This is a genomic window from Litoribacter populi (assembly GCF_007483685.1).
Taxonomy (GTDB): domain Bacteria; phylum Bacteroidota; class Bacteroidia; order Cytophagales; family Cyclobacteriaceae; genus Litoribacter; species Litoribacter populi.
Genome location: NZ_VMKN01000001.1, coordinates 504,634 through 528,878, shown reverse-complemented (window position 1 = coordinate 528,878; position 24,245 = coordinate 504,634). Strand labels below are relative to the sequence as shown.

General features: G+C 41.1%; 21 protein-coding genes. 2 read left to right on the top strand and 19 right to left on the bottom strand.

The features are described from left to right. Positions 1-101: 101 nt before the first annotated feature. From FPL27_RS02145 to FPL27_RS19745, 7 genes are all read right to left on the bottom strand, one after another. Positions 102-1,433 carry a TolC family protein gene (locus FPL27_RS02145; RefSeq protein WP_143959525.1) on the bottom strand — a complete coding sequence of 444 codons (1,332 nt, stop codon included), beginning with the start codon at positions 1,431-1,433 and terminating at the stop codon, positions 102-104. Beyond that, the gene (locus FPL27_RS02140; protein WP_143959524.1) at positions 1,433-4,489 is read right to left on the bottom strand and encodes an efflux RND transporter permease subunit; all 3,057 of its coding nucleotides are present in this window, start codon (positions 4,487-4,489) and stop codon (positions 1,433-1,435) included. Before FPL27_RS02140 ends, FPL27_RS02145 begins: the two co-directional genes overlap by 1 nt. Before the next feature lie 2 nt (positions 4,490-4,491). Continuing rightward, positions 4,492-5,568 carry an efflux RND transporter periplasmic adaptor subunit gene (locus FPL27_RS02135; RefSeq protein ID WP_143959523.1) on the bottom strand — a complete coding sequence of 359 codons (1,077 nt, stop codon included), beginning with the start codon at positions 5,566-5,568 and terminating at the stop codon, positions 4,492-4,494. 17 nt (positions 5,569-5,585) lie between these two features. After that, the gene (locus FPL27_RS02130; RefSeq protein ID WP_143959522.1) at positions 5,586-6,395 is read right to left on the bottom strand and encodes an alpha/beta fold hydrolase; all 810 of its coding nucleotides are present in this window, start codon (positions 6,393-6,395) and stop codon (positions 5,586-5,588) included. A 232-nt stretch (positions 6,396-6,627) separates the two neighbouring features. After that, positions 6,628-7,155 (bottom strand): DinB family protein, encoded by a 528-nt coding sequence (locus tag FPL27_RS02125; RefSeq protein WP_143959521.1) that lies wholly within the window; start codon positions 7,153-7,155, stop codon positions 6,628-6,630. 114 nt (positions 7,156-7,269) lie between these two features. Further along, positions 7,270-8,670, bottom strand: a complete 1,401-nt coding sequence (gene fumC, locus FPL27_RS02120; protein WP_143959520.1) for a class II fumarate hydratase — start codon at positions 8,668-8,670, stop codon at positions 7,270-7,272. A 431-nt stretch (positions 8,671-9,101) separates the two neighbouring features. Continuing rightward, positions 9,102-9,257 carry a hypothetical protein gene (locus FPL27_RS19745; RefSeq protein ID WP_185974277.1) on the bottom strand — a complete coding sequence of 52 codons (156 nt, stop codon included), beginning with the start codon at positions 9,255-9,257 and terminating at the stop codon, positions 9,102-9,104. Positions 9,258-9,449: 192 nt separating this feature from the next. Between FPL27_RS19745 and FPL27_RS02115 the strand changes: the two genes are divergently transcribed. Continuing rightward, complete coding sequence (locus FPL27_RS02115) at positions 9,450-10,604, top strand: glycosyltransferase family 4 protein (protein WP_143959519.1); 1,155 nt, start codon at positions 9,450-9,452, stop codon at positions 10,602-10,604. A gap of 284 nt (positions 10,605-10,888) precedes the next feature. On the opposite strand, the gene rfbD is transcribed toward FPL27_RS02115, so the two are convergent. From rfbD to FPL27_RS19740, 12 genes are all read right to left on the bottom strand, one after another. Continuing rightward, entirely contained in the window at positions 10,889-11,740 is an 852-nt protein-coding gene (rfbD, locus tag FPL27_RS02110) for a dTDP-4-dehydrorhamnose reductase (RefSeq protein ID WP_143959518.1), read from the bottom strand. Between the two features lie 292 nt (positions 11,741-12,032). Next, positions 12,033-12,590 carry a dTDP-4-dehydrorhamnose 3,5-epimerase gene (gene rfbC / locus FPL27_RS02105; protein WP_143959517.1) on the bottom strand — a complete coding sequence of 186 codons (558 nt, stop codon included), beginning with the start codon at positions 12,588-12,590 and terminating at the stop codon, positions 12,033-12,035. Between the two features lie 163 nt (positions 12,591-12,753). After that, complete coding sequence (locus FPL27_RS20250) at positions 12,754-12,945, bottom strand: PLDc N-terminal domain-containing protein (protein ID WP_185974276.1); 192 nt, start codon at positions 12,943-12,945, stop codon at positions 12,754-12,756. 415 nt (positions 12,946-13,360) lie between these two features. Further along, complete coding sequence (locus tag FPL27_RS02095) at positions 13,361-15,778, bottom strand: TonB-dependent receptor (RefSeq protein ID WP_185974275.1); 2,418 nt, start codon at positions 15,776-15,778, stop codon at positions 13,361-13,363. After that, on the bottom strand, positions 15,765-16,709 hold the full coding sequence (locus FPL27_RS02090; protein WP_185974274.1) for a DUF4249 domain-containing protein: 945 nt from the start codon (positions 16,707-16,709) through the stop codon (positions 15,765-15,767). The genes FPL27_RS02095 and FPL27_RS02090 overlap by 14 nt, the downstream gene beginning before the upstream one ends. Positions 16,710-16,768: 59 nt before the next feature. After that, complete coding sequence (locus tag FPL27_RS02085; RefSeq protein WP_143959513.1) at positions 16,769-17,527, bottom strand: hypothetical protein; 759 nt, start codon at positions 17,525-17,527, stop codon at positions 16,769-16,771. A 691-nt stretch (positions 17,528-18,218) separates the two neighbouring features. Further along, the gene (locus FPL27_RS02080) at positions 18,219-18,434 is read right to left on the bottom strand and encodes a hypothetical protein (RefSeq protein WP_143959512.1); all 216 of its coding nucleotides are present in this window, start codon (positions 18,432-18,434) and stop codon (positions 18,219-18,221) included. Between the two features lie 621 nt (positions 18,435-19,055). After that, the gene (locus FPL27_RS02075; protein WP_143959511.1) at positions 19,056-19,373 is read right to left on the bottom strand and encodes a hypothetical protein; all 318 of its coding nucleotides are present in this window, start codon (positions 19,371-19,373) and stop codon (positions 19,056-19,058) included. Positions 19,374-19,547: 174 nt separating this feature from the next. Then, complete coding sequence (locus FPL27_RS02070; RefSeq protein WP_143959510.1) at positions 19,548-19,958, bottom strand: hypothetical protein; 411 nt, start codon at positions 19,956-19,958, stop codon at positions 19,548-19,550. Then, positions 19,955-20,509: a hypothetical protein gene (locus FPL27_RS02065; RefSeq protein ID WP_143959509.1), complete on the bottom strand. Its 555-nt coding sequence runs from the start codon at positions 20,507-20,509 to the stop codon at positions 19,955-19,957. The genes FPL27_RS02070 and FPL27_RS02065 overlap by 4 nt, the downstream gene beginning before the upstream one ends. A 25-nt stretch (positions 20,510-20,534) precedes the next feature. Further along, positions 20,535-20,873, bottom strand: a complete 339-nt coding sequence (locus tag FPL27_RS20245) for an RHS repeat-associated core domain-containing protein (protein ID WP_143959508.1) — start codon at positions 20,871-20,873, stop codon at positions 20,535-20,537. After that, complete coding sequence (locus tag FPL27_RS19740; RefSeq protein ID WP_185974273.1) at positions 20,870-21,034, bottom strand: hypothetical protein; 165 nt, start codon at positions 21,032-21,034, stop codon at positions 20,870-20,872. The genes FPL27_RS20245 and FPL27_RS19740 overlap by 4 nt, the downstream gene beginning before the upstream one ends. A gap of 599 nt (positions 21,035-21,633) precedes the next feature. Between FPL27_RS19740 and FPL27_RS02055 the strand changes: the two genes are divergently transcribed. Then, entirely contained in the window at positions 21,634-24,240 is a 2,607-nt protein-coding gene (locus tag FPL27_RS02055; RefSeq protein WP_143959507.1) for a thiopeptide-type bacteriocin biosynthesis protein, read from the top strand. The last annotated feature ends 5 nt before the right edge of the window (positions 24,241-24,245 follow it).

The window sequence follows — 24,245 nt, the reverse complement described above, 5'->3', positions numbered from 1 at the left end:
GCCAAAAATCAAATATTGTTCTAATTTTATTTTGCGTATTCTGACATGACCCAATAATATTAAAAAACCCGCTGATTTTATTATCCAGCGGGTTTTTCATACTAGTAAATTGTTTCTTGGGGGTTCTGAAAATATATTTTCCCCGAGAGCCTCATCAGCTCAATTTCCGACTCTTTTATATTATATATCGCCTCAATCAATCTGCTCTCAGCTTGCAACCTGTTCACCTGCGCATCCCGGAATTCGAGATAACTGGCGATCCCCAGCCTGAACCTTTCCAAGGCAATGTCCGAGTTTTCAACAGCCACTTCGTAATTTTCCCTTTCGATCTCCAAAAGGCGCTTGGTGTTAGTGTACACATTATAAGAACGGTGAAGGTCTGACTTCATCTGGATCTCAAATTGCTGAATAGCAAACTGCTGATTCCTCTGCTGCACCTTTGCCTGTTGGATCCGCCTGTTTAAAGCAAAACCACTAAACAAGTTGATTCCTACCGTGGCTCCTGCAGTGAATCCATCCACCCTGTTTTCTAACAAGAAACCTGCGTCTGAATTTAGAATGGAATTGTTATAGGCACCATTGATAGTCAGATATGGCAACCTAGCAGCCCTAGCTTCTCTTAGTTGTAGATAGGCCACATTCTCCATACGCTGGGTTGCCAAAAGCTGTTTATTGTCCGTATAGGCATTTTCAACCAAATCCCCCAATCGAATATCATCCCGAACCGTGATAGTATCATTGACCTCAAATTGTACATCCGGGTCTATCGCCAAGATCTCATTAAGATTGATCCGGGTTGTTTCAATAATTTGTTCTTGGTTAACCAAAGCTGCCAAATCAGCATTGTAATCTACCTGAGCAGCTAGAAAGTCCCTTTTGGATGCTTGTCCAAACTCATATTGAGCACGAGCAATATCCAGACGCTCTTCAGATAATTCCAAGGCCTTACTCAATACCTCATAGCGCTGCAATTCAAGAACCAAGCGATAATAGGAAGTGGAAATGGTAGCAACCGTGTTTTCAATCACAACCTTGGCCTCCATATCCGTAACTTCAGCCAACTGCCCTAACCGCTTCAGCGCAACCACAGCCTCTGGCCTAAAGCCATAAATTGTCGCCATGGTAAAGTTCCTGTTGTAGGTTTGGGCGCCAGGAATAATACGAGGCTCAGGATCACTTACAAACCGTTGTTCCACATCCTCTCTCCTGTATGTCCCTGTATAGGTGGCATCCAAGGTTGGAAGTAGAAGACTCTGACCAAGCAAGCGGTCGTATTCTGCTATTTCAGTTTCGTTGACGGCTATCTTCACCTGGAAGTTATTGTCCAAGCCCAATTCAACCGCCCTTTCAAAATCCAGTTTTTGCCTTTCCTGGGCCAATAAAGGCAAAGTGGAAACCAATAACGCAAGTGTTAATAAAAAAGATTTATTCATTAAACTCTAGCTAATCTGCCTTCTTTAGATGTCAAATATGTATATACTGCAGGAATCACAAACAGGGTCAATATGGTGGAAAAGGCCATTCCGCCAATTACCACTACTCCCATCGGCACCCTGCTTTCGGCTCCAGCTCCTAATGCCAAGGCAATAGGAAGAATACCTAATATGGTGGAAAGGCTGGTCATCAAGATAGGTCTAAACCTAGCCCCAGCCGCACCAACTATGGAATCATAAACAGATAATCCCTGGGCCTTCCGCTGATTGGCAAATTCCACGATCAAGATACCATTTTTCGTCACCAGTCCTATGAGCATAATTATCCCGATCTGGCTGAAGATATTCAGGGTAAAATCGAATGCCCATAAAGATATCAAGGCGCCACAAAGTGCCAAAGGAACTGTAAACATGATGGTCAAGGGATCCAAGAAGCTTTCAAACTGTGCAGAAAGCACCAAGTAGATCAACACCAAGGCAAACACGAAGGCAAAGATCAAGCTGTTAGAACTTTCTCGGAACTCTTTCGATAGTCCTTCCACGTCAGTACTGTAACTTTCATCCAAAACCTCACCCGCTATCCTGTCCATCTCATCAAGACCACCTCCAATGGTATAACCAGGGGCCAAACCAGCGGAAACGGTAGCACTGACAAACCTGTTGAAACGGTAAAGCTGAGGAGGGGTACTTCGCTCAGTAATGGTCACTAGATTATCTAGCTGTATAAGTTCTCCATTTCCTGAACGCACGTAGAGACTTCTTAGGTTGATAGGTTCGTTCCTGTCCTCAAGCTGCATTTCACCTACCACCTGATATTGCTTGCCGTTCATGATAAAATAATCGAAACGCTGTCCAGAGTAGGAAAGCTGCAAGGTTCTGGCGATTTCTTGAACGGAAACCCCAATGTTTCGGGCTTTTTCCCGGTCAATCTCCACCTCTAGTTCAGGCTTGGTAAACTTAAGATTGATATCAGAAAAACTAAAAACCTCACTTTGGTTTACTTTAGTCATAAATTCAGGGATCACATCTTTAAGTTTCTCCAGCGTCTGGGCCTGAATTACAAACTGCACCGGCAACCCACCTCTTCTGTCCCCTATGGATTGAGGTTGAGTGGCAAATGCACGAACAGCAGTTTTTCTCTGAAGTATCCCCGATACCTGATCGAAAATTTCCTGCTGGCTTCTCTCCCTTTCAGTAGCATCGGTCAACATAATCCGGAGAAAACCGGAATTGGTACTTGAAGTACCAAAACCTGGAGAGGTAACAGAAATAAACCCGCTTCTCTCAGGAATTTTTTCATCAAACTCAATGGTCAACTCATCTATCACACGGTCCATAAATCCAAAAGTAGCTCCTTCAGGACCACTCATATTGATCCGCATTTCACCCCTATCTTCTGTTGGGGCCAATTCAGTTGGGATGGTATTGAAAAGGTAATAGATGATTCCACTCATTCCTACAATAATCACAAAAGCCATCCACCTTACTTTCATAAATCCGGCAAGGGCGTTTTCATATTTTTTATTCAACCAGAGGAATATGGGTTCCGTCTTAATATAAATCCAATTGGGTTTCTCTCTCTTCTTTAACAGCCTACTGCTCAACATCGGTGTCATGGTCAAGGCTACAAAAGAAGAAATGATAACAGCCCCTGCTACTACAATACCAAACTCCCTAAACAGACGGCCTGTGGTACCAGTCAGGAATATTACAGGTAAAAATACTGCTGCCAAAGCAACAGTGGTGGCAATAACGGCAAAGAAAATCTCCTCGGCACCCTTTATAGCGGCAGACATAGGTTTTTCACCCTTCTCTATCCTAGTATAGATATTCTCCAACACCACAATGGCATCATCCACCACCAGACCGATGGAGAGAACTATCCCAAGTAAGGTCAACACGTTGATGGAAAAGTCCATCAAGTACATAATAAAGAACACCCCTATCAAGGAAATTGGAATCGTAATTACCGGGATAAAGGTGGTCCTCCAATCCCTTAAAAACAGGAAGATGATCAATACCACCAGGATAAATGCGGTGAAAATCGTCTGTTGCACCTCGCTGATGGAGGAACGTATATATTGGGTAGAGTCAAAGCCTATTCCCAGTTTTACATCCGAAGGAAGGTCTTTCTCTATAAACTCCAATCGTTTATAGAACTCATCGGTAATCTCAATATTGTTGGAACCCGGCAAAGGAATCAGTACCACCCCGACCATTGGAATACCGTCTCTTTTCAGCACAGTCCTTTCATTCAGCGGTGCCAGTTCAGCCCGGCCCACATCCTGAAACTGTACGATGTTGTTGCCATCATCCCGCACGATCATTCGGTTAAATTCATCCGGAGTGTTCAAGCGTCCCTTGGTTCGTACGGAAAGTTCAATTGAAGACCCCTCTATTCTTCCTGAGGGCAGTTCCACATTTTCACTTTGCACCGTGTTGAGGATATCCAATGGTGTGACTCCATAGGAAGCCATCCGCAATGGATCCATCCTAAGCCTCATAGCATACTGCTTTTCACCCCAAATCTGGACAGTACTTACCCCTGGGATGGTTTGAAGTCTTTCTTTGAAAATGTTATTGGCCAGGTCAGAAAGCTCCAAGAGGTTCCTTCGATCACTTTGGACGTTTAGAAAAACAATGGGCTGGCTATCCGCATCGGCCTTGGACACTACAGGTGGGTCCGCATCAGGAGGTAAATTTCGTTGGGCACCAGAAACTTTATCCCGCACATCATTAGCAGCGGCCTCCAAGTCACCTCCCACATCAAATTCAACTGTGATGTTACTGGTACCGTCATTACTGGTGGAAGTCAGGGATTTAATCCCTGAAATACCGTTGATGGCTTCTTCTAAAGGCTCTGTAATTTGGGCTTCAATCACATCAGCATTGGCCCCCACGTAAGTCGTGCGGACGTTGATGATAGGCGGATCCACGCTAGGGTATTCCCTAACGCCCAAATATGAAATCCCTATAATCCCAAACAATGCTATTGTCAGGGACAGAACGATTGCCAGAACCGGTCTCTGTATGCTAATCGTTGATAAACTCGCCATGCTTAGTTAATTTTTGTGGTCTCTACGGACATTCCCGTTCTTACTTGCAGCACCCCCGTGGTCAATACCAGGTCACCCTTTTGAAGGCCATCCAACACCTGAACCTGTCTTTCGGTTCTCGTTCCGATAGAGATCTTCGCCTCTTCCACTATTCCATCTCTTGCCACAAACACCTTATAGCCATCCAGCTCAGGAATAATAGCTTCAGATGGCACCATCAAAGCACTATCCTGCACATCAAGATTTAACCTCACCCGCACAAACATGCCCGGCAAAAACTTTCTATCCTTATTTGGACTTTCTGCCCTCAATTTCAATGTCCTGGTCGCAGCATCCACATTAGGCTCTATGGCATATACAGTCCCCACTGTCTCACCATCTGTCGCGGTAGTGGAAAAATGCACTTTAGAGCCTGTTTTCACCCTGTTGGCATAACGCTCAGGAACGGAAAATTCTAATTTAATAGGGTCAAGGTTTACTACACTTACAATCTCATCCGTGGAACTAATAAAGCTTCCTTCCGAAACCTGTCTTAAACCCAAAACTCCATCAAACGGGGCCCTAACAACTGTCTTTCGAAGCTGTGCGTCGATAAGCTGGATATCAGCCAAATTAGTGTTAAACTGGTTGAGTGCAATGTCATATTCCTCTTGGGAAATGGCTTCTCTTTCCAGCAATTGTCTTTGCCTTTCTTCTTGTCCCTCAAAAAGTTTTTTCTGATAATCTAACCTAGAAGCTTGAGCCTTAAGTTCATCATCATTAAGATATAGAAGAGGAGTACCTCTTTTCACAAATTCTCCTTCCCTGAAACTGATTCTTTCCACCAATCCAGAGATTTCAGGTCGCAGGGTCACCATTTCGTTTGGAATGACAGTTCCTGTCAGACTGAGGTTATTTTCCAACCTTTCAGGTCTCACCTCAATGACATTTACAGGAAGAAGATTGGCACTACCACCGGCTGAGGCTTGAGCCCCCGAGTCGGTGTTTTCCTGAAACATTTCTATTCTCGGGTAAAAAAACAAACCCGCTATCACTAAAACAATGACTACAATTAAAGTGATTTTCGTTCTCTTGTTCATTATTGGACTTTATATGATTAGCTGCCTTGATGGCCGCCATTTAGAAATTCTAGCGTAAGCCGATTAAATGCCTGAGGTTGCTCCACATTCACCACATGCCCACATTGCCGGACAACCTGCAAGAAGGCATTGGTATGTTCTTTTACTATCTTTTTGACAGGCTTCAAGAACATGAAGTCCTCTTCACCCATAATATATAGTGTGGGGATGCCCAAATCTTGTTCCTTGAAATACCTAAGCAGCGGATTGACCTCCCCGGTAAGCTTAAACCAGCGGATAAACTCTTTTTGGCAAAGCCTCTTGGCCTCCCTCACAAAGAGGTTTCTGGATTCGGAATGCCTTTTTCTTGGCATGATCACCCAAGCAAATAAACGATAAAGCCACATATAGGGGATAATACTTTTAAAAGTATTTCCTAGACTCACCAGTATTCTGCTTTTCACGTTCAGCCTGGTCACCGCACCTGCAAGCACCATGCTCTTAACCCTCTCAGGTGCCATTTCCGCAAGCTGCCTTACCAATATAGTCCCTAAAGAAACTGCCATAAAATGAGCTTGCTTTATATGCAGGTGGTCCAAGACTTGAATAATGTCCCTTGTCACGGCTGGAAAGGTATATTCCTCTTTCCAAAGGCTACTCAGCTTGTTGGCTGACCGGCCATGGCCTCTCAAATCAATCAACAGCAAATTATAAGAAGCCTTAAACTCCTTGATCTGCTTATACCAAATGGCAGAGGAGCCACCGGCACCATGGATCAGCACCATCCATTCCTGGCTGGTCGGATGTTTATAGGATTTGTAATACAATAGCTGTTTATTATCAGGCATTTTCAGTCACTTTGGGGAAACTTTAACTGATAAGTAAAGGGCAATTTACCTGATATAGTTCGGAGAAAAAATAAAATAAACACAGATGGCAAAAGTCAGCGATCAATGGAAAAAATGACGGATATAGGAAGTCCGATGCGGGATGCATGGATGTCCGATGTCCAATGGAGGATGCAAAGATGACGGATCCAGAATCTGTACTTGGTACCTGCTACTTGATACTCTTAGTACATTAAAGCGCTCTATATTGCGGAGGGGCAATGCCATTTGCTCGGAGATAGGCAATGGCGGCACCTCTATGGTGCGTGACGTGATCACTGATAAGGCCTACCATCTGTCTTCTGGTAATGTTTCCAGCAAAAGTATCAATACGCTCATCCATCTGCTCTTCACTAAGATTTTCAAAGGTGGTTTTCCCGTAGTCAAAGCAGTTGGCCACAAACTCCTTCAGTTCATCCTTATTAGTCCTGTCAATATCTGTTTCAAAACCAGGGTCTTCTCCCTCAAGGAAACCCTGACCTAGCCCTGCTATAGCACCAGCTAGGTGGACAATTTGTTCTTTGAAAGTCCTGGACTCCGGGTCAAACCGAAAATCAAGCTTGTCTTCAGGCATTTTGTCCACGATTTCCAAAGTGTATTCCTTACTGTTTTCCCACTTAGTCAAAAACTCTTCCATGTTCAATTGTGCATGCACGGGGCTGCACATAATGAGGGAACCGAAAAATAGGCCTAAAAAAATAAGACTCTTGAAGGTTTTCATATCCTAAATGGTTGATTTACAGTAAATTTAATCAAAAAATTAAAACCAAAAAAACTCCTGCAAAAATTTCTACAGGAGTTTTTTCTTAATGAAGTCAGGACAATTGCCCACAAATTATTTTAAGCTTCCAGTCATCTCCTCAGGCTTTACCCACTCGTCAAACTGCTCGTTTGTCAACAGCTCTAGGTCCAAAGCGGCTTCTCTTAAGCTTGTACCTTCTTTATGGGCCTTTTTAGCGATGGAGGCGGCATTTTCATAACCGATATGCGGATTAAGTGCAGTTACCAACATCAAGGAGTTTTCCAAATGACGTTGGATAAATGGTGTGTTTGGCTCAATACCTACAGCACAGTTGTCATTGAAAGACACACAGGCATCACCAATCAAGCGGGCAGACTGAAGCAGGTTGTTGACCATCATAGGCTTGAACACGTTGAGTTCAAAGTGACCGTTGGAACCCCCAATCGATACTGCCACGTCATTACCCATCACCTGGGCACACACCATAGTCATGGCCTCTACCTGAGTTGGATTCACTTTTCCAGGCATAATTGAAGACCCAGGCTCGTTTTCAGGGATCAAAATCTCACCGATTCCGGATCTTGGACCAGAAGAAAGCATTCTGATATCATTGGCAATCTTCATCAAGCTAACCGCCACTTGCTTAAGCGCTCCATGTGTTTCAACAATAGCATCATGAGCCGCAAGAGACTCAAACTTGTTAGGAGCTGTGACAAATGGATGGCCGGAGAATTCAGCAATCTTCTTAGCCACCAGCTCAGAATATCCTTTTGGTGTATTCAAACCGGTTCCTACAGCTGTACCACCAAGTGCAAGTTCAGAAAGGTGCTCCAAAGTGTTTTTCAAAGCCTTCAAACCATAGTTTAACTGGGCTACATAGCCAGAAAACTCTTGCCCCAAAGTAAGCGGGGTGGCATCCATGAAGTGGGTTCTTCCGATTTTCACCACATCCATAAACTTGTCAGACTTTTCCTTCAAGGTATCTCTCAACTTCTCTATCCCCGGAATGGTGGTTTCCACTACCATTTTGTAAGCAGCAATGTGCATGGCGGTAGGGAAAGTATCGTTGGATGACTGTGATTTGTTCACATCATCGTTAGGGTGGATTTTCTTCTTTTCATCCTCCAGGCTACCGCCCAAGTTAACATGAGCCTTATAGGCAATCACCTCGTTGGAGTTCATGTTGGACTGAGTACCTGAGCCCGTCTGCCATACCACAAGCGGAAACTGGTCATCCAGCTGTCCGTCCAGGATCTCATCACATACTTTTCCGATGGCATCAGCCTTATCCTGAGCCAACACCCCCAATTCAGCATTGGTAAATGCAGCAGATTTTTTCAAAATGGCGAAAGCACGGATAATCTCGATAGGCATCCTGTTCTTTTCCCCGCCGATTTTGAAGTTATTGATGGAACGCTGTGTCTGCGCACCCCAAAATTTATCGGCAGGCACCTCTACAGGCCCCATGGTATCCTTCTCTATTCTGTATTTCATAAAAATTCTATATTTAGGTTATCGATTCTATTCGGCCTGCTAAATTACAAAAAAAATTGGGTACCAGGTACCAGGTACTATGTACAAAGTGGTTCTTGGGATTGGGTACTAAGTACTAGGCACTATGTACTAAGTATTTCTAGGGATTGGGTACCAAGTACCAGGTACTATGTACTAAGTAGTTCTAGGACTGTTGTTCATTCTAGCCTTTTTGGCCTTTAAAAGTAATTTATCGGTTCTGTGCAGTGTTGTGCCAAGGCTTCGTCTTGGTACTTCGAAAATGAAGGCTATGCCTTCCCTTCATCCCCATTTCAAACATTGTGCGACTTATTTTTTACTTAGTGCTCCTTTGTGACCTTTTTCTTTGTGCCCTTAGTGACCATTCCTTTGTGGCCATTCATTGCGAACGTTGTGACCATTTCTTTATGCTTTTACAAAAAAATCAACAACAACATCAATACCGCCAAAGCCACCGCCACCCAAGTGTAAGCCTTACTCCTTTGGGGGAATTCGAATTTGCAGATGGGGCAGATTGTGTCTTTTTGCTCAACTGGCATAGCACAGCCAGGACATTCTTTAGTATTCATCCGTAGGGGTATAAAATATTCTGATTCAAACGACTTTGCAATATGCTTAAAACAGTTACATTTCGGCACTTTCTCGCTTTTTTATTCTTTAACATGCAGAATTATCCTGACAAAATACAACGCTAACCTTTTTATATAATATTCTTTCATCCATTAATAAAATATAGGTAAATTTGCAGGAAATATTTTTGTATGATTTTATTCTTAGCTACATTAACAGCCTTTTTCTTCGGGTTCTTAGTTACTCCGATCATTATATTTTTCTTCAGGAAAAACAATGTATTGGACGCTCCCGGGGGAAGGAAAATACATAAAGGGATGACCCCATCCATGGGGGGAATCTCCATCATGCTGGCCACCTTCATCGGACTTGCTACCTGGCTTTCCTTTGACCAGATGGCCACTACCCGCTATTTCCTCATAGCCATGGGCATCATGTTTACACTGGGACTGAGAGATGATTTGGTGGAACTTACTGCTTTGCAAAAACTTATCGGACAGTGTATCGCCGCCTTTTTGGTCATTGGCATGGCCGATATCCGGGTTACCAGCTTTTATGGCTTCCTAGGAGTTTATGAAATCCCATTGGCTGTCAGCTACTTCCTGACATTCTTCACCATCATCGTATTGACCAACGCCTTCAACCTCATTGATGGTCTCGATGGACTCGCTGGCACCATAAGTACTATTACCCTCACCTTTTTAGGTTGGTGGTTTATCACCGCCGGCATGCTTCCTTACGGCATCATTGCCTTCACCATGGTGGGTGCAATATTGAGCTTCCTGCTTTACAACTGGCATCCAGCCAAAATCTTCATGGGAGACACCGGTTCTTTGAGTATCGGTTTTGTACTTTCAGTGTTGGTGATACTCTTTATCGATAAAAACGGCACAATGCTCGGCGCAGAAGGTTTCAAATACAGCGCTCCGATCGCTTCAGGTGTGGCCTTACTTATTGTACCAATTTACGACACAGCAAGAATTTTCACTAAAAGAGTACTGAATGGCAAATCACCATTGGCACCGGATAAAAGCCATGTACACCACTTCCTATTGAGAATGGGTCTTGGCCATGATCAGGTGGCTTATGTGTTGGGAACAGTTAAGCTGCTGTTTATCGGCTTGATTTTCCTAGGCCAATCCTACAATGACCATGTCATGTTGCCAATTGTGGTTTTAAGTGCTGTTACGTTGGGATTGGTATTGGACCGATACACCCTCATCCAGATCATCAAAATCAACAAAACCAAGCCTACGGTACTTTCCACTAGGATTACCAAAAAGGCCTACAAGAAGCCCGCTCTTTCAAAAGAGGTATTGGATAGGGAGAAGTTGAATATGAATTAATTCCTGGTACAGACAATACTTGGTACTAAGTACAAGGTACCAAGTACACCGCAGGACAGACCGCTTTTTTAGGCAATTTTGATGTTGTTCTTAAGGTTGCCGCTGTCACGTTGTCTCACGTTGTCCCGAGGCTGTGCCTCGGGACTCCGAAAATTGAGGCCTGCCTTTGCCGGTAGGCAGGCTTTGCCTCACATTCCGAAACCAACCGCAAAGATTCGCAAGAAACGCAAAGTCTTATTCACAAATTACTTTTTCCTTGCGATTCCTAACTTAGTACAAAATACCTAGTGCTTAGTACAACCCAACGCCACCTTCAAGCTATCCCTCCAATGCGGGATTTCTATATCCAGTGCTTCCTTGATCTTCGACTTGTCCAATACACTGAAATGAGGTCGCTGGGCAGGAGTGGGGTATTGAGCTGAGGGGATGGGTTTGACTTTTATAGATAAGCCACCGTAGTCAAAAATACTATGGGCAAACCCATACCAGGTGGTGACACCCTCATTACTGAAATGATAAATCCCCGGAGAGATCCCTCCAAGGTCAACGATCTTGATGATAGCTTTTGCGAGATCACCGGTATAGGTTGGGGTTCCAATCTGGTCAGCCACCACATTTAGCTCCGATCGGGTTTCAGCCAAACGCAGCATAGTTTTCATGAAGTTGTTGGCATAACTACCATAAAGCCAAGAAGTCCGCACTACCACGGCATTCTTTGCCACTGCAAGCAAGGCTTTCTCACCATCAAATTTAGTCTGCCCATACACTCCCAGTGGGTTGGTGACAGCATCCTCCTTGTAGGCAATATGGGAAGTCCCATCAAATACGAAATCAGTGGAAATATGGATGATGAGTTTATCCTGGCCGAGTTCTGCCAAATGCCTTACCCCATCCACATTGATAGCCTTTGCCCTTTCATCATCCTCCTCGGCTTTGTCTACAGCTGTATAAGCTGCACAGTTTACAATTACGTCAGGGTTTATATCTTCTAAAAATTTCTTGAGCTTTTCCCTATCGGTAATATCCACCTCCTTACTAGAAGCAAATATCCATTCCCCCTCATGTCCAGACTCCCTCACAAGCCCCTCCAACTCCTGGCCCAATTGCCCCTTACCACCGGTTACTAAAATTTTCATATCGTTAAAGTTTTAAAGGGCCACAAAGGCTCCAAGACGCTAAGTTTTTTTCTTTGCGCCTTCGCGCCTTCGTGGCTATACTCTGTGAAATACGAGATATCTGTGTTTTTTTTTTTGCCACAAAGGCTCGAAGACACTAAGTTTTTCTGCTTTGCGCCATCGCGCCTTCGTGGCCAAATTCTTCCACACTATACACTGTGAAATCCGAGGAATCTGTGTTTTTTTCCCACAAAGAAACTAAGACACTAAGTTTTTCCCCTTTGAGCCTTTGCTCCTTCGTGGCCAATTCTTATTAATACTCAAACGGTGAATCAAAATCCATCAGCCTAGGCAGGTTCCTATCTTTTTCGGACAGGATAATCTCTGACTCATCCATCTGCCAATCTATCTTCAGGCTGGGATCATTATAGTGTATACCGCCATCGGAAGGCTGGTTATAATAATTGTCGCATTTGTAGAAAAACTCAGCCGTCTCAGAAAGCACCAAAAACCCATGGGCAAATCCCCTAGGCAGATAAAACTGCTTTTTGTTTTCCGCACTCAGCAACACTGCATGATGCTGCCCAAACGTCGGGGAACCCTTCCGGATATCCACCGCCACATCCAAAACCTCACCGCTTATTACGCGCACCAATTTGGCCTGAGCGTAAGGCGGTGCTTGAAAGTGAAGTCCTCTGAACACCCCTTTTTTGGATTTGGACTGGTTGTCCTGCACAAAATCAGGCTTTATGCCAGTCACTTTCTCGAAAGTCTGCACATTGAAGGATTCATAAAAATACCCTCGCTCATCCCCTATTATATCCGGATCTATCTCAAAGCAGCCCTCTAAGTTGGTCTTAATGATTTTCATGCTGCAAAGATAAGGAAATCATGATGGATTGTAAATGTGCTTGGTAACTTCCTCCAAAAACCGCAAAGATAAGAAGAAACGCAAAGGGGGAGGCAGTTTACCAGAAACCCTGAAGGGCTTGAGCATTTCAGAAAAAGGGAGCAATTTGCTCCCTTTTTTAGCATTATGTCAACTTATTTCGCATTAAAAAATATATAATTGGACCCACAATTGGAAAAAACACCAGAAGCCAGATCCAATATACACTTCTTTTATTTCCTTTATAAACATTTTTATTTATATCAATTACAGCTAAAATAAATAATATAAATACAAATACTAACCCTATAAGATATAATTTTTCAGTTGATATCATAAACATTTATTTAATGGCTAATAGCGCAATGAATTATTGCTGCTGCAACTGTAAATGCACAGGTGTCCATAATGCAGGAAATAGAAGTATTCTATAAACAATAATAGCAATAAGAGTTATCACATGAAATTAATTTAGACAAACTGGCTTTTTCTCTAGACAAATACTCTGTTTTTGCACCGACCCTTTATAAGGGGGCCAATTTTCCCTCAACTTCAGAAGTATAGCGGATTCATTCAACCCAGCAACCCTACAAGGGTTGAACTTTTCAGTAACCGTGGGTGCAGCCCACACCAACAAGTCACCACAACCCCAACAGGGGTTGAGCATCTCCCACTATAAATCAATCTGTGCAAATTTGTGTAATCTGTGGTGACCTATTTAGACTTGCAACCTCGCGTATACCCTTTATCCCCTAAAACTTCACTCCATAGGACACCGTCGGCAGAATTGGAAACAGTGAAAATTGCCTAAAACTAATTGACTCCCCGGTTTTCTCGGTATAGATAAAATAGGCATTCTGACGGTTATAAGCATTGTAAACGTTTACCGAGAATGTCCTTACCCAGTTGTTCCTCCACCTTTTACGATGGCTCAAAGCCAAATCCAGACGATGATAATCAGGCATGCGGTAATTATTCATATCCCGTACCAAAAGAACATCCTCAAAAAAAGTAGGATTCGGGTTCGGAAGATCAAAATTTGCCGGCTGATCGGCATAGTTCGCCAAAGAGATACGGTGGTTGTTGATGGCATTATAAGTCTGGGTACCCAATGTCATCGGCTGGCCAGTTTGATACGTCCAGAGCAGGGAAAGCGTAGTCTTCTGGTTCAACCTCACCAGAGAGGTCAGGGTAATATTATGGGGTCTGTCAAAATTATGGGCAAATACCTCCCCGCCGTTCAGCTCATCAAAGCGCCTGAGTGATCTTGAGAAAGTATAATTTCCCTCAAACCTGAATTTTTCATACTGCTTATCCCCAGAAATCTCAAAACCATATGCCTGACCAAAACCATTATGGGCAAACTGCTCGTCCCAATTTTCTCTAATAGTCCCAAATCCCGAACTTTGGTTGAACTCGATCAGGTTCTGCATTTCTTTATAAAACACCCCCATTTGAACACTGGCGCGTTGAGGTTCCCATTCTTGTGAATAAGAAAACGACACCTGGTCACTGATAGCAGGTCTCAGCCTATCCGTCACGGGAATCCATATATCTGGAGTCAAAGAGGTCCCCGAAGAATTCAAAGAATGTACAGTCTGTCCCATCCGGGCATAATCCGCCTGAATAGTTTTATCCGGAGCTAGATCGTAGGCTGCATTGAATCTTGGTTCCAACAGCAAAAACCCATTAGATTCCGGTAGAAAATATTTGCCTGCCCGAATGCCTGGCTGAAGCCGTAGCCTGGTATCCAATAAAGAAAGGTCGCTTTGAAGATAAACAAACCCATCAAAAGCATTTAACTCTACAAAGTTTCGATTTTCATAGCTGCCAAGCCCCTCCAGTTCAACTCTACTTTGCTCCCAGTCAAGAGGCTGAAAATGGTGGGCCGTAAGGTGCAGACCGGCCTTAAATTTAACCTGATTGGATAAGGCAAAATCAAAATCATTTTTCAACACCAAATCCCGGACCGCTACACGGTAATGATAGCTGTTATATAAATTAATCTCTCCATTATCCAACACCTCATCTTCATTGGAAAGATTATAGCCAAAATCAGAGTATGCAAGTGTAAGATTATAAAACACATTGCCCCCCAATAACCTGTTCCACCTTAAACTGGCAAATCTGTTACCCCAGTCGTTCCTATAAGAACTGTTGTAGGTCCTCAACACATTTTCTCTTGCCAGGAAGGTGCGTGAGCCCACTGTGCTGATTTTATCTCCTCCTGAATAAAAGCTAAAAAACAGCCGGTTCTTTTCATCCACAATATGATTGAGTTTTACATTCAAGTCATGATAATTGTAGTTGAACTTATTTTCAGTGTTTTGTTGCAAAGCATACATTCCCTGTAGAAACAAATCAATAGTAGATCTACGGAAGGAGACCAAGAATGAACTTTTATCCTTTACAATCGGACCCTCCAATGCAATCTTGCCAGAAAACAACCCGATGTTTGCCTCCCCATGATACGACTGCAGATCCCCTTCCTTCAAATAGATATCCGTTACCGAAGAAATCCTCCCGCCGTACTGCGCGGGAAAACCTCCCTTGTAGAAGGTCATGGAATTAATAGCAAAAGGATCAAATATGGATACAAACCCTGCCAAATGACCTGTATTATAAAGTGGGATATTATCCATAAGGATCAGGTTTTGGTCATTATTGCCCCCTCGGACAGAAAACCCAATTGACCCTTCAAGCCCCGGCTGTACTCCCGATTGTTGTTGCAATACATTTAATATATCCACATCAGGTTTAAATGAAGGATATTCCAACAGAGCTGGCGCATTGAAGTTTACCTTGCTAATGGATTTTTTTTCGATCTTTTTATCACCTATCACTACCACTTCTTCCATAAGCTGTGGTGTCAATCTAAAATTAATGGTGGTATCGCTTTCCGCCAAAAGGGTCAGGGTTTGACTCTTATATCCTACGTAACTTACTCTTAAAGTGACCTCATGGCCCCTCCTTTCTTTAAGTGAATAAAACCCATATTCATTGGCAGATGCCCCACTACTTGATTGCGGCAGAAATACTGATGCACCGATAAGGCTTTCCCCAGAAGCAGCATCGGTGATAATGCCATTTATCCTTACTTGTTGACTTTGGGAATTAAAGTGGATGCCAAGAAAAACTAATATCAAAAGGTAATATTTATTCACAGACATTTCCATTCAGATTACATGTTGTAAGTAATTCACTCCTACTGACACCCGCAAAAATTCCAATGCCTCCCTCTATATTGGAGTAAACTGGCTGGATCTGCTTAAAAATATTGGGTAAGTAAGCATCAGAAAGTGTAAAAGAGTTTGGGCTCCCAATCGCGTCCACATGATTAACCAAAGATTTTTTATAGTTATAATACTCCTCTGAAACTGTTAATAATACAGGAAAAAAATCATCAAAAAAAGGATTGCCAATCGTACTGTCAAAAGCAAGACTGATTTGGTCCGGATCACCTGCCTCTTTTTGAAATACAAATGCATGTAGATAATTCGATGGAAGGTTTTCCCTCAAAATCAACTCATCGTTATTATAGGTTTTAAGTAGGTTGTATATGGGGTCTTCATCATCTTCCACATTCCAATAGTCAGTATAAATAAAAGCTTCAAAAAATTGATCTTCATTTGAGTAAGCTTCAAGGTCAAAGGAAATTCGAAAATAAGGGCCACTCCTAGTTTCTGTATCCATAAAACCTGCTGGAAATATCAACCTGCTAGATAGGATTGGTACTGCTTGGGGCACAACGGTGGTTGCGGATAGAGTCCCCTCAGGTGTATCCACATGTAAATGATATTTATTCCCTTCAAACACTTCGGCATTACCCATATAAAAGGAATCAGCCTTCACCAATTGCTCAGAAATTAAATTGCCATTTTCATCCTCCCAGCTGAGGGTTACATCCAATATGTCATCAACCTCAGATACGGAAGATTTGTATAGATGGCTTTTGGAAATGTAAATAGCAGGTAATTGCCCATGCTCAAGGATTCCATTGACTACATATTCAGATTTATTTATGTCAAGACCGGAAGGGTGATACTCTGTGGAACATGAAATAAAGATTATTAATAATAAGAAATAACAGTACTTTTTCAATTTTAAAATTTTTATATAACAAGGGTTCCGAAACTTCCGAAACCCTTAGTTTTAAATTTTCAATAAACTTGTCTCCAAGGGTCATTCCCCCACTTTTTGAAAAACACTTTATAATTCCACCAATTACTACGAACTTTTGCTCTAATTCTTCTTGAATCATATCGAACCAACTCTGATACTGGATTTTGCTCACTTAACGTAGCGCCAAACAAATAATTCATTGAACATGTGGAGCAACCTCTATAATACCATTCAACCCTAATATCAGGATTTTGGTTAACCGTAGTTTCATACTCAACTCTACCATAATACATCCACCTATCAGGACTATCATAGTTAATATCATTAGCAAAGGTCATCAAATTTTGACCAATACTTTTTTCTTGATCATAGCTCACTTCCAAGAAAAACCCATTTGCATCTTCATCCAGATTTAAGTCCATAACAGTCATTGTTATTTCTCCAAATTCTCTATCTGGAGCTTCTCGAGAGGTTTCGTCAGAATTTTCATTTGAGGCTTCCATCAAATCATCAGGGTAGGTCATTGCCAATGTAAAATTAGTATAACTTAACATATCTTCAACTACTCCGTCCTCATCAGATCCAAAATTCACCCTAACTGAGTAATTACCCGATACATCAGAGACAGTTACCACTTTGTTAAACTGAGTTTCAATGGAGGCTTGATCAAAATCAAGATAGTTAATACTTTCCTCAGGAATTATTACATTTTCCTCATCATATCCAGACTCTGAACAGCTATAAAAAGCAGAGGCCAATGCCAATGCTGCAATTTTTAAAGTAAATCTATTATTCATTATTTCTTTTCATTAAATCAAAGAATTTATTTATCGACATGATTGGCCAATCAATCTTAGGTTTCAAAACAAGTAAAAAATTAACTAAAACAACTATTTTTTAGACTAACCCAGTGATTTGTTCGATGAATTCACGCAGTTAAAGATTTCTGAGGGCTCAAAGGTAAAGATGGGCACTACTAGTCCCAGGTAGCGAAATGGAAAAGCGATGAGAGCAGAATGGAAAAAGTCACCAAGTCGAAAAAGTTCAAAAGAAGTCACACAGCTTCCCGAGTAGCGGATCGTGAAAGGGAGATTAAAAATTAGGAATAAGGAATATATAAAATAACCGAGGAAGAGCAGAGAGCACAGAATGATATGAAGGTAGTAGTCGTGGCCACAATCCAAGGTCAATAATGCCCCCATCTCACAACAACCCTGAAAGGGTTGAACCATCAGTAACCGTGGGTGCAACCCACGATTACTGAAAAAACTAAATTGCCAAAACCTTGAGAGAGATTGAACATTATCTGCTGTATAACCTGTAGCATTAAAATCTGGAAAATCCGAGTTATCCAACCATTTCAGATGGCTTATGAGGCTTCTTTCCCGGTTGAAGCATCTCCTACAGGAAACTTGAAGGTATCCAGTCAGTTTTAATAGTCTTTCAATTAGGTAAATGTTTCTGTTAACAAAAGAAAGTTAAAATATTCTAATTGTAAAATCCTTTTACATCGTACACACCGTTAGGCAATTTTTCAACTTCTAAATATTTACCAATGTACTTTGTCAGGTCAACCCCACCAAATGAAACACCACCACCAAAGCTAACGCCAGGAGTCATTGTTACACCGTTAATATGTACTGGTGTCTTAGGCTGTACAGCTCCGTTATGTACGGAAAATAATTCATCAAAATGCACTTTCATAATTTCTTTATTTTTGATTTATTTATTATCTGCACTATAATTATTAAAACACCCACCATTCGATCCTATCTAGTGAATGTTAACCTTTATTAAACGATATTTAACAATCCCCAAATAAACCAAACACAAATCTCAATTTAAAATCTTTTAGACCAAATATCTAAACCACTAGACTAACCAGTTATTGCCAAGTATGAATGCTTGTACCCTTGAACAGGATCATCCAATAAAACAAGATAGTAAGTGAATATAGATTTGGAGAATAGGTTGAACTAGGTTGTCCCGAGGCGAAGCCTCGGGACCCTGAAAATGGAGGCTGTGCCTCATGACCTGATCTACCGATCCGCAAATTCTTCTCGGATCAGACACTCACTAACCCCAAAAGCATCGGGGCCACTGCACCAATCCTTAACGATCGGCCCTCATTGGCATCATACCAATAATTAACATCATAAGCACTCGGGTTAGTAGTTCTAGACGCATACACACTTGGACCATATCCCGTCAAACTACCGCTCCTTGGGATTTGCAATCCCTCAACCTGTTTTCCACCATACTACCTCAAACCCCTCGCCTCCACACCTGTCCCGAGCAGCGTAGCGAATCGGGAATCCTATGCAACTAATAATAATGGTAAACCATCGCCTGCATAGGATCCTGCTCCAATCCCGGGAGGTCGGTATTCATCCACGCTATATTGCCGTTGTACAAGCCTGCTGTCCCCCTTTGCTCATCATACCGATTCCACAGCCCATCCCTTCCGTCACTTGTCACCACATTCGGGTTAATCGGCTTGAAGTCATCGGAATGGTAACCCAGCGTAAACGCAAAAGCATCTTTCCCGGTTTTTAATCCATTGATTCCATCCTCTCCCATATCACCTTCTCCCGGCATATTGACTCCCTTCAACCAGCCTTGCAAAGTATAATAATAATCCAAGCCCTGCACATTGTATTCACCAAGCTCAACCCTCGCGAGTGGTTCGTGAGGATAGTAATGATAAGTGGCTTCGCGATTCCATAGGTAAGCATCCGTACTGGTATGTACGTATTCAATACGGTTGTCTGCATCGTAAGTTTATCTATGACACCCACACGGAAACTATTATATTCATTATTTTGGTGGATAATAATTATCCAACTTCCATGCGTTATCAATTTTTAGAAGCTTAAACCCTGAAGGGTAGTTTCCTATGTCAATATTCTCATAACCTATAGAGAAGACAGCCTCATTTTTTGAAATTTTCACTATCTCCAGCGGCTGTCCTTTATATGATCGGCAAAACTCTTTTAGAATTCTCCCTTCATTCTCTTCAGAAACTTGAAGAACAATTTTCTGAAACCCTTCCACAGTAGACAAGCTTTTAACATTCTCACCATCACCTTCACAAGCGTAATCCATAAATCGATCCCAAAACTCAATAACGCCATCTTTCCCACCTAAATTCTCCTTTAGCAATGCTGAAGTACAACTTAACAATAAAACAAAAAAAATCACGCTGAATATAACCCTTATTCCTTTCATTTCCCTCTTGTATTTTTATTTAACTTATCTTCTTCATAGTTTTTCTGAATTACTTTAATTTGAGCCGGATTAATTTCTGTGGAAGTTTTATCATTCAAATATGTACCACCAATTACCGGGTTAAATCCAGAATACATGGCATTATTGACATTATCTTCTACACATGGAGTGCATGGAATAAAATGTTGACCATCAAAAACATCCGAAAATTCCATATGAGTAATCCTATCGGAGTGTTTTAGACCTCCCGTATGTCCAAGCTCATGTGGAATAGTGTTATTATCGTTCCCAAGAATCATATTTATTACGTATTGTTCATTGAGATAAACTTGATTCCCATTGAGCGGAGCTCTTCCATATCCACTAAAACTAAAGTCACCCTTATTTACCACTTGAAATAGATGATCAGATTCAGAAGCCTCAGAAATATTATTTATCACTCTAACATTGGCAGTGGTTTCCACTTTAGTGGTAGTTCCATCTTTATTTTTATAAGTCATACTATATGAAGTTTGAACCTGCTTTTTTATAGCATTTGCAAGATCCTGCATTTCTAAAAACTGATTTTTACTAGTATTAACTACAGCAGCTTCTAAAGTAATTTTGATAATGGTATTGCCATTTTTTATCAGTTATAGTACTGATAGACCAATCTCTGCCGTCCAATTCTTTATTTAAAATGGGATTATTTGCAACAAAACTATAAGGAGACAAAAATGGGTATTTGGATTTTAAAGGATCTGTACTAAACCATTTGCCGATTTTCGGATTATATAACCTCGCACCATAATCTATATTCCTATTATTTATCACGGACTCTTGCCCTCCAAACCCATACCTATACTCAGTCGTATCCTGGTAAATCCTCCCTCCCATCGCAAGACCAAACGGATAATAATCCGTCAGACTACTCACTTCCGCCCAAGTACTATCCTGGTTAAGGTGAATATTATCAGAAATTGAGATACATGCTTAAGGGAATCCTTTTGGGACTCATCCATTTTTATATCCACACGTTGCGCCCATACTTTCTGGGTAAAAAACAAAATAGCAATCAGCAGGTAAAATTTGCTCATGGCTTAAAAAGGTATATTTCAACAAAAATTAACAAATAGCTCGAAAAGCAATACCAATAGGCTTTTTGGGATCTAACTCAGTAACAATCTGAATAATAAGATTAATGTGCTTCAAAAAACAACAATACCCAAATAGGACATGAATAAAGATTAAATTTCAAACAATAAGTAGAATTAAATTACGTTGTCAAATTTTTAACGCAAACTTTTAATCACATTTTTACTTAAAAAAAGTCAAAATCTACTTAAAACGGATTTAAAAGGAGATTTTATGTAAGAATTTTTTTAATCCAATCCAGCTGAAAATTGTTTCTTACTTCCTCAAGGATGAGTTGTTTCATTCTTTTACAATCTTCTACTTTCTCACAAAAAAGCCAGCCCGGAACCCAGACTGGCTTTTATTCAACGACTTTTCAGTTGTTGACAGGTCCATAAAACCAATCACTCAGAAAACACCTACTACTGGAAAGTACCAAGTAGGCATCGAATCACAAACTTTATAAACTTCATATAACCCATTTAAAACAAATTCCCCCCCAGTTCAGACTATTCTCAGCCTACATCATATCTTTCTCCCCTAGAATTGATCCAAAAAAACTATGGATTATTTCTACAGAACGCCCTTATGGGATCTAAATCCCTATGATGAAGAGGAGGTGATAAATCATTACTCACAAATTCTGAATGCAGTCAAACTATCCTCTAAAAGCCTGCATGATAAAATAAAACCCAAATCCTACAAGGAATTATTCCCCAATGAAAAAACCTCCCTGCTAGCCTATATTCTCAGAGGTAGGTATAGAGCTGTACCGTTTGGAATCTGGGCTGCATCAGGTGTAGGGAAATGGGGAGCCAATTTCGAATCACCTGAGGCGGAAATAGCCACCTTCATAGAAAATCCCATTCCATTTTCAGCCTCAGTCAAATTTCGCCTCGCTCCTCAGACAGTTCATCATCATAATCATATCTACTTTTATTCATTCTCTGAACCTGAAAATAAATGGATTCAAAGGAGACTGAAGCCCAATCTGGTTTTACAATTAATCATAGATCACTTTCAGAGAAACTCGTTTTTGAAAATACCGACCTTCATCAGTTGGTTTGATAATTCACCCCAGGAAGAGGCATTAGACCTTTTTGAAAAAATGCTTGAGGTTAAGTTCCTCATATCGGAAAGTGAATACTCTCCTTTGAAGATTAATATTCAGAAGCATCCGAAAAGCAAATTACAGTGCTATAACCCAAAACTTCCTCAACAAAAGATCAACGTAAATATAAATAGCGACTTGATCCTCGATGAAAAACTGAGATCCAAAATATCCACCATCACTTCCGAAATGGGCAATCTCCTAGAGCTCTCACAAACCAATTACCTTGATCATTTCAAAAAGCATTTCATAAATGAGCATGAGGACCGATACGTCAAAATCACAGATCTATTTATTCACCCCTCATTATTAAAGGAATTCTTATTGAACCCCATTACCCCTTCAAGCTCCCATGAAGCAGAAAACCCGCAGTTACAGCAAATAAGGGCTCATAAAGATAAAAATGCAATAGACTTAAGTAAACTAACCAAACATGCTCCAATTACCCAAAATAAATTCACAACGCTCCTATTCACACCTATATTTAACGGATCTACAGTTCTAATTGACCATATCCATACAGGCAAGCCTTTTTCATTAAATGGCAGAAATACCATATTTAAAACCCATTTCAAACAGGCTTGGCAAACATTCAAAACTATAGATAAAAACGAAGAGGGAATATATGCAGACATTGAGGTTTGGGAAAAACCATTTAACTACCTCACGGCCCATAAAAATATTGCCCCCTACTGCATTAAAATCTTTTCACAATCCTTAACTCACGCTGACATTCCCTTGGAGCGTCTTTATATAGGTATTTCACATAAGGAGTTTATTATTTTCGATCCTTACTTAAATAAAAGAGTAATCCCGCTAATCCAACATTGCCTTAATCCAGAATTGATTACCCACCCAATCTCCAGGTTATTGGTCGAAGTCGCTGGCCAATTTTCTTTCAACACGCCCTTCAGCAATTTTAATCCTAATCCAATTTTCCCTACACTACCTAGAGTCTATTGGAGGGACGCTGTTTTGATGCCCCAAAAATGGTTTATTACCAACCATACCAAGCCAACCGACATAGTCGATTTCAAAAAGATAATTGGAAAATATCCGCTGCCCAAGTATTGTCTGTTTGGTAATGGGGATACACAGGTTGTAATCAATCTCGACCACGACCCCTCACTTCAATACTTATTAAGCAAAGTGAAATATAAATCCGGATTTATCCTAGCTGAATATTTGCCTGATCCTGAAGCCACGAACCCTCAGATTGGCATCAACCTTATCAATACACAATACATCAACTCCCAAAACACGTTTCTTTTCAACCCAAAAATTAAGAAAGACCGGGAGTGGTATACCTTTGATATCAACCTTTGCCCCGACGATTCCCGATATTTTGTTGCGGAGACACTATATCCATTTTTTACCGAGCATAAATACAGAATAGCCTCATGGTATTTCTTGGCTTACCAGTCAGACAAGTTTTTCATTAGGGTAAGGATAAAATTCTCAGACCCCGATGCTAATTCGCCGACCCTATTTGAAAACCAGATGCTAAGGTCGTCAGTAATTTATAGCATACATAGAAAAAGCTATTATCCTGAATATGAAAAATACGGAAGTTGCTGCATCCATCTTAGCGAAGCCCTATTTCATAAAGAAGCTCATTTCCTTTGTACAGGTGAGTTTGACAAGATTCAATATGATACTATCCCCTTATTGGATCCCCCTTTATTATTATGCAAGTTCATATCCCATTTGGCTTGTTCCTCGATCATTGACGAGCAGATGGAGGTATGGATTATTAAGCTAAAAACCAACATAATATCCCAGTTAGACCACCCGCAAAAAAGAAAATTCATCAATTTAAAATCAGAAATAAAAAAGGAGAAACTAACAGAACCTCATGAATTAATTATTCAAAAGTATTCCGATTTTTTTCTTTCCCATCCGTTTAGACCCAATAAATCAAAGTGGGAAATCCTGATTGAAAACCACCTTCACATGCTTATAAATCGGGTTTTTCTCAATCAGCAACCAGAATTTGAATCTTTCATTTGGTATTTGGTATACTCCGGTCTTCTCAAAAAAAAACATACAAACTCTTAAATCTT

What these genes read in the sequence shown, in the direction of transcription:
- FPL27_RS02145 (WP_143959525.1), bottom strand. Translation starts at nt 1,433, where the DNA reads ATGAATAAATCTTTTTTATTAACACTTGCGTTATTGGTTTCCACTTTG.
- FPL27_RS02140 (WP_143959524.1), bottom strand. Translation starts at nt 4,489, where the DNA reads ATGGCGAGTTTATCAACGATTAGCATACAGAGACCGGTTCTGGCAATC.
- FPL27_RS02135 (WP_143959523.1), bottom strand. Translation starts at nt 5,568, where the DNA reads ATGAACAAGAGAACGAAAATCACTTTAATTGTAGTCATTGTTTTAGTG.
- FPL27_RS02130 (WP_143959522.1), bottom strand. Translation starts at nt 6,395, where the DNA reads ATGCCTGATAATAAACAGCTATTGTATTACAAATCCTATAAACATCCG.
- FPL27_RS02125 (WP_143959521.1), bottom strand. Translation starts at nt 7,155, where the DNA reads ATGAAAACCTTCAAGAGTCTTATTTTTTTAGGCCTATTTTTCGGTTCC.
- fumC (WP_143959520.1), bottom strand. Translation starts at nt 8,670, where the DNA reads ATGAAATACAGAATAGAGAAGGATACCATGGGGCCTGTAGAGGTGCCT.
- FPL27_RS19745 (WP_185974277.1), bottom strand. Translation starts at nt 9,257, where the DNA reads ATGAATACTAAAGAATGTCCTGGCTGTGCTATGCCAGTTGAGCAAAAA.
- FPL27_RS02115 (WP_143959519.1), top strand. Translation starts at nt 9,450, where the DNA reads ATGATTTTATTCTTAGCTACATTAACAGCCTTTTTCTTCGGGTTCTTA.
- rfbD (WP_143959518.1), bottom strand. Translation starts at nt 11,740, where the DNA reads ATGAAAATTTTAGTAACCGGTGGTAAGGGGCAATTGGGCCAGGAGTTG.
- rfbC (WP_143959517.1), bottom strand. Translation starts at nt 12,590, where the DNA reads ATGAAAATCATTAAGACCAACTTAGAGGGCTGCTTTGAGATAGATCCG.
- FPL27_RS20250 (WP_185974276.1), bottom strand. Translation starts at nt 12,945, where the DNA reads ATGATATCAACTGAAAAATTATATCTTATAGGGTTAGTATTTGTATTT.
- FPL27_RS02095 (WP_185974275.1), bottom strand. Translation starts at nt 15,778, where the DNA reads ATGTCTGTGAATAAATATTACCTTTTGATATTAGTTTTTCTTGGCATC.
- FPL27_RS02085 (WP_143959513.1), bottom strand. Translation starts at nt 17,527, where the DNA reads ATGAATAATAGATTTACTTTAAAAATTGCAGCATTGGCATTGGCCTCT.
- FPL27_RS02080 (WP_143959512.1), bottom strand. Translation starts at nt 18,434, where the DNA reads ATGAAAGTGCATTTTGATGAATTATTTTCCGTACATAACGGAGCTGTA.
- FPL27_RS02070 (WP_143959510.1), bottom strand. Translation starts at nt 19,958, where the DNA reads ATGAAAGGAATAAGGGTTATATTCAGCGTGATTTTTTTTGTTTTATTG.
- FPL27_RS02065 (WP_143959509.1), bottom strand. Translation starts at nt 20,509, where the DNA reads ATGCAGGATCTTGCAAATGCTATAAAAAAGCAGGTTCAAACTTCATAT.
- FPL27_RS19740 (WP_185974273.1), bottom strand. Translation starts at nt 21,034, where the DNA reads ATGAGCAAATTTTACCTGCTGATTGCTATTTTGTTTTTTACCCAGAAA.
- FPL27_RS02055 (WP_143959507.1), top strand. Translation starts at nt 21,634, where the DNA reads ATGGATTATTTCTACAGAACGCCCTTATGGGATCTAAATCCCTATGAT.